The sequence below is a fragment of the Candidatus Accumulibacter phosphatis genome (assembly GCF_012939955.1).
Lineage (GTDB): Bacteria > Pseudomonadota > Gammaproteobacteria > Burkholderiales > Rhodocyclaceae > Accumulibacter > Accumulibacter delftensis.
In genome coordinates, this window is record NZ_SPMY01000125.1 from 1 (window position 1) to 5900 (window position 5900).

The window sequence follows — 5900 nt, forward strand, 5'->3', positions numbered from 1 at the left end:
TTCTGGATCGGCAATCAGGGCCTGGAGTACACCAGCATGGGCCGTGTCTGGCAGATCCTGCTTTTCGTCGGCCTGCTGATCTGGGTCGGCCTGCTTGGTCGCGCCCTGCTGCCCGCTTTGCGCACGCCATCCGAGAGCCGCGGCCTGATCGCCATGGTCTTCCTCGCTGCAATGTGCATCGGCGGCTTCTATGCCACCTCGCTGGTCTGGGGTCAGCAGACACACTACGCGATGATCGAGTACTGGCGCTGGTGGCTGGTCCACCTGTGGGTCGAAGGCTTCTTCGAAGTCTTTGCCACCGCCGTCATCGCGCTGCTGTTTACCCGCCTCGGCCTGATTCGCGCGGCGACTGCCAACAGCGCGATCATCCTGGAAACCATCGTCTTCATGTTCGGCGGCATTCTCGGTACCCTGCATCATCTGTACTTCACGGGCACGCCGACTTCGGTGATCGCCATCGGCGCCATGTTCTCGGCCCTGGAAGTGGTGCCGTTGGCGATGATCGGTGTCGAAGCATGGCGCAACTACCAGCGTTCACAATCGGCGCCCTGGGTGCAGGCGTACAAGTGGCCAATTCTGTGCTTCATTGCCGTTGGCTTCTGGAACGTCGTCGGCGCCGGCCTCCTCGGCTTCACGCTCAATACGCCGATCGCCCTGTACTACATGCAGGGAATGAACATGACCGCCGCGCACGGTCATGCGGCTCTGTTTGGTGTCTATGGAATGCTCGGCATCGGTCTGCTGCTGTTCTGCCTGCGCGGTCTCTCCAACCATGCAGCGTGGTCCGACAAGTTGCTCGCCCTGACTTTCTGGTCGCTCAATATCGGTCTGGCGATGATGGTCTTCATGTCGCTCGTGCCGGCCGGTGTCTACCAGGCTTGGGCCAGCATCAGCGAGGGTGTATGGTTTGCACGTTCGCCAGCTTTCGTGCATTCGTCGTTGATGGAAACCTTCGTCTGGTTGCGCGTCCCCGGGGACATCGTCTTTGCCCTCGGTACGCTGTTCCTGGCCATCTTCGCTGGGCGCTTGCTGATCGTCCGGCGTAATCCGGCAGCCGTCGCAAACGCCAACGCGTTTGCCGGCAAGACGATGTAGGACTGGATCAGGTGAGAGTTCCGGGGCAAGGGCCGGTGGCCCTTGCCCCGCACTTCCATCTGCCGTACACCAATCCGCACGGAGCGAGACCACCAGACCATGCCAAACGCCAAAACCAACCCGAGAAGGCGCGTCATCGAGATAAAGCCCATCGTCGACCCGGACGCCAAGGTCTATCCACGCTCGATCAATGGCTACTTTCAACGTTGGCGCTGGGCCTTCATCTGGCTTACCCAACTCGTCTTCTATGGCCTCTGCTGGTTGCCCTGGAATGGCCGGCAAGCGGTTCTGTTCGACCTCGATACGCGGCGCTTCTACCTGTTCGATCTCGTCCTCTGGCCGCAGGACGCGATCTATCTGGCGATCCTCCTCGCCCTCTCGGCGCTGGCACTGTTCCTGTTCACCGCCGTCGCCGGGCGCTTGTGGTGCGGCTACACCTGTCCGCAAACGGTGTACACCGAGATGTTTCTGTGGTTGGAAAAACTCGTCGAAGGTGAGCGACCGAAACGCATGAAGCTCGACGCTGCACCGTGGTCGGTGCACAAGTTGGCCATCAAAACCGCCAAGCACTCCCTCTGGATCGCGCTTGCCCTTTGGACTGGCCTGACCTTTGTCGGCTATTTCACGCCGATTCGCGACTTGACCCACGGCATCGTTGAGCTGTCGCTTGGCCCGTGGGAGGTATTCTGGGTTCTCTTTTACGGCGCTGCCACCTATGGCAACGCAGGTTTCATGCGCGAGCACATGTGCAAATACATTTGCCCGTACGCGCAATTCCAGTTCGTGATGTTCGACCGCGATACGCTGAACATCACCTATGACCGGCAGCGCGGCGAACCGCGGGGCCCGCGGCGGAAAATTGCCGACCCGCGCGCGGAGGGCCTGGGCGACTGCGTCGACTGCAGCATATGCGTACAGGTCTGCCCGACCGGTATCGATATCCGCAACGGCCTGCAACTCGAGTGTATTGGCTGCGCGGCGTGCATCGATGCTTGTGACCAGGTAATGGACAAGATGGAGTACCCGCGGGGTCTGATCTATTCGACCGAGAACGCGGTTGACGAAAGCCTGTCGCGCTCCGAAATCATTCGTCGGGCCGCGCGGCCGCGGACACTGCTCTACCTGGCCGTTTTTCTTGCCGTGTCGACGGCCACTGCCTGGTCGCTGCTCAACCGGGTGCCGCTCAAGGTCTCCGTGATCCGTGACCGTGCGGTCCTGTCGCGCGAGGCGCCGGACGGCAGCATCGAGAACGTATTCAGTCTGCAGTTGACGAATGCCAGCGAGCAGGCACGGACCTACCGCGTGCACGTTGCTGGCCTGCCCGGACTTCGCCTCGAGGAGGCGCATGAAATCGAAGCGCCGCCAGCCGGCCTTGGAAAGGCCGTGCTGGTGCTGAAGGTCGATCCCGAGGCCGCGCCTGCCGGTGCTCACCCCATTCAGATCACCGTCGAAGACATCGCCGACGCAAGTGTCCGAAAAACAGAAAACGCGAGCTTCTGGATGCCGTGACGCGAAATCCGGAACGGTCGACAAGTGTCGCCCGAAAATGAAGGCTCAGCGTGTGTGTTCCTCTGCTCGCGAACCAGGATGGCGGTTTCGCCGGTGGGTGGAGGCAAAGTGGCCTGCGCCCGCTCGGACAGCGACGGTTCTGGACATGCTTTTCAGGACCGAAGACCTGTGGCAGCAATAACTCATACTAATTGGCGGCCAAAGCTGGCCGAATACTGACTGTTTGTGGACGACGATCACCATGTCAAAACCGCTCGCATTCGAGAAGCCCGGCCCACAGGCCGGTACGCCGGCCGCAGGATTTGCGCTCTGGGCCCTGGGCTTTCGACCGTTCTACCTGCTGGCCAGCATCTTCGCAGCGCTCTCGATTCCGCTCTGGGTCGCAATCTATGCAGGCTATCTGCCGGCACCATTTGTACCCGGCCTCATCTGGCACGGCCACGAAATGCTCTTCGGCTACACGCTGGCGGTGATCGCCGGCTTCCTGTTCACGGCCGGTCGTAACTGGACCGGACAGCCAACCCCAACAGGCGTAGCGTTGCAGGCGTTTGCCTTGCTCTGGGTCGCCGGTCGGGTCCTGATGCTGACGCCTTACGCAATGGCGGCAGCGCTGGTCAATGCCGCCTTCCCGGTAGCCGTTGCGATCGCTCTTGCCATCCCTTTGTGGAGGAGCCGCAACCGGCGCAACTATTTCTTCGTCGCGCTGCTCATGCTGCTCGGCATGGCGGTTCTGGCGATCCACCTTTCCTGGCTCGGAATGCTGGCCTGGCCCGAACGGACGAGTTTGCAGGCCGGACTTGATGTGGTGCTGTTCATCATCGCCGTAATGGGCGGACGCGTCATCCCGATGTTCACCAACAATGGCATCCCGGGTACGCAAGCGACTCGCCATCCACTCGTTGAAAAAACCGCGCTCGCAAGCCTTCTCGTCCTGCTCGTCGCTGACGTTGTGCCTGCACCGGCCGCCGTGATCGTGACCGTAGCCCTGGTCGCGGCCGTTGCACACGCCGTCCGGCTCTATCTCTGGCAACCGTGGCGAACGGCTACGACGCCAATGGTGTGGGTGCTGCATGCGGCTTACGCCTGGATTGTCGTCTACCTCGTGCTGCGCGCGCTGGCGGCGCTCGGGCTCGTCGCCGAACCGCTGGCGCTGCACGCGCTGACAATTGGCGCCATTGGCAGCATGACCATCGGCATGATGACGCGCACCGCGCGCGGCCACACCGGTCGTCCGCTGCTTGCCGATCGCTACGAGGTCACGTGCTACGTCCTCGTCCAGTCTGCCGCGCTGATTCGCGTCTTCGGCGGCATGATCGTGCCCGACGCCTACCTGATCACGGTCAGCGCCTCGGGGATTTGCTGGTCGCTGGCATTTGCACTCTACGCGATTTGCTACTGGCCGGTACTGTCACGGGCACGGCTAGACGGAAAACCCGGCTAGCCTGTTTCTTCCCTCGCTTGACCTTGAAGGCGAGGGACAGGTCATTCCGCGCAGTTGCACATCAATAGCCACCCGTTCGCACGACAGAATTGAGAATAGTTGACCATTGTCAACGACTATTCGGCGGCTGAGGCGTAAATCGACACCTCGGCTTGGCGTTTTGCCGGCCGCACGACCAAACACGGAGGATCCAGGAAGATGACGACTCATCGCAAATTGCGTAGTACCGCCATATTGCTTGCCGCTTCTTTGCCATTGGCCTTGGGCAGCGCCTTTGCACAGGAGGATGCCAAGAAACCGATTTCACAGGTCGAACAGAGCTATCAGGCCGGCGATTCGTCGCCGGTCGGCGACACGGCAATGCATCACAACATCAACCCCAAGGCACCTCCGATGACCAAGGAGGAATTCGAGAAAGCCAAGAACATCTACTTCCAACGCTGCGCTGGCTGCCACGGCGTACTGCGCAAGGGCGCAACCGGCAAGCCGCTGACCACGGACAAAACGCTGGCTAGCGGCACTGAGTACCTCAAGGTCTTCATCACCTACGGCTCGCCCGGCGGGATGCCAAACTGGGGTACTTCCGGGGATCTGACCGAGGCCGAAGTGGACATGATGGCGCGCTACGTCCAGCAGGAACCGCCCGTGCCGCCGGAATGGGGAATGAAGGAGATGATGGCCTCGCTGAAGATCAGCGTGCCGCCCGAGCAGCGTCCCACGAAGAAGATGAACGACCTGGATCTGGACAACCTCTTTTCGGTGACGCTGCGCGATGCCGGCAAGATCGCTCTGATCGACGGCAAGACCAAGAAAATCGTCAAGATCCTGCCGACCGGCTACGCCGTACACATTTCCCGGATGTCGAAGTCCGGGCGCTACCTGTACGTGATCGGTCGCGATGCCCGCATCAACCTGATCGACCTGTGGATGGCGGAGCCGACCAACGTCGCCGAGATCAAGGTAGGCCTCGAAGCGCGCTCGGTCGAAACCTCGAAGTACAAAGGCTACGAAGACAAGTACGCCATAGCCGGTACCTATTGGCCGCCGCAGTTCGTGATCATGGACGGCGACACGCTGAATCCGCTGAAGATCGTATCAACGCGCGGTTCAACGGTCGATACGCAGGAATACCATCCGGAACCGCGCGTGGCGTCGATCGTCGGCTCGCACTACAACCCCGAGTTCATCGTCAATGCCAAGGAAACCGGCAAGATCATGGCCGTCAACTACTCGGACCTCAAAAATCTGAAGATCACCATCATCGACGCCGCGCGATTCCTTCATGACGGGGGCTTCGACTCGACCGGCCGCTATTTCATGGTCGCCGCCAATGCGTCGAACAAGATCGCGGTGGTCGATACCAAGGAAGACAAGCTCGCAGCGCTGGTCGACGTCGGCAAGATCCCGCATCCCGGACGCGGCGCCAATTTCGTCCATCCGAAGTTTGGTCCGGTATGGGCGACCAGCGACCTCGGTGACGAGTTCATCAGCCTGATCGGCACCGACCCGGTCAAGCACAAGGCACAGGCGTGGAAGGTCGTGCAAACGCTTACGGGGCAGGGAAGCGGCTCATTGTTCATCAAGACGCATCCGAAATCGACCAATCTTTGGGTCGATACACCGCTCAATCCGGAAGCGAAGATCAGTCAGTCGGTTGCCGTCTTCGACATCAAGAACCTGGACAAGGGTTTTGAAATCCTGCCGATTGGCGAGTGGGCCGATCTTGGCGACGATGGTGCCAAGCGCATCGTGCAGCCCGTGTTAACGGTGTCGCCCATTCCTGCCGCGCTTCGCTTGCCAGACGACGGTTTGCTGCGCAACCCGTCCGCCGGGAGCCTGGCCGGCGGCAAACCGG

General features: G+C 61.0%; 4 protein-coding genes. All 4 read left to right on the forward strand.

Annotated features, from left to right (window positions below; translation table 11 throughout):
- On the forward strand, positions 1 to 1095 hold a 1095-nt coding region (locus E4Q23_RS22970), incomplete at its 5' end, for a cbb3-type cytochrome c oxidase subunit I (protein WP_211203917.1).
- A 99-nt stretch (positions 1096 to 1194) separates the two neighbouring features.
- The gene (gene ccoG / locus E4Q23_RS22975; protein WP_169068732.1) at positions 1195 to 2604 is read left to right on the forward strand and encodes a cytochrome c oxidase accessory protein CcoG; all 1410 of its coding nucleotides are present in this window, start codon (positions 1195 to 1197) and stop codon (positions 2602 to 2604) included.
- A 241-nt stretch (positions 2605 to 2845) separates the two neighbouring features.
- Positions 2846 to 4045, forward strand: a complete 1200-nt coding sequence (locus tag E4Q23_RS22980) for an NnrS family protein (protein WP_169068733.1) — start codon at positions 2846 to 2848, stop codon at positions 4043 to 4045.
- A 198-nt stretch (positions 4046 to 4243) separates the two neighbouring features.
- A partial coding sequence (locus E4Q23_RS22985) for a nitrite reductase (protein ID WP_169068734.1) occupies positions 4244 to 5900 on the forward strand: 1657 nt, incomplete at its 3' end.

Excerpts from the sequence above, each read along its gene's own strand:
- ccoG (WP_169068732.1), top strand. The coding sequence starts at position 1,195 with ATGCCAAACGCCAAAACCAACCCGAGAAGGCGCGTCATCGAGATAAAG.
- E4Q23_RS22980 (WP_169068733.1), top strand. The coding sequence starts at position 2,846 with ATGTCAAAACCGCTCGCATTCGAGAAGCCCGGCCCACAGGCCGGTACG.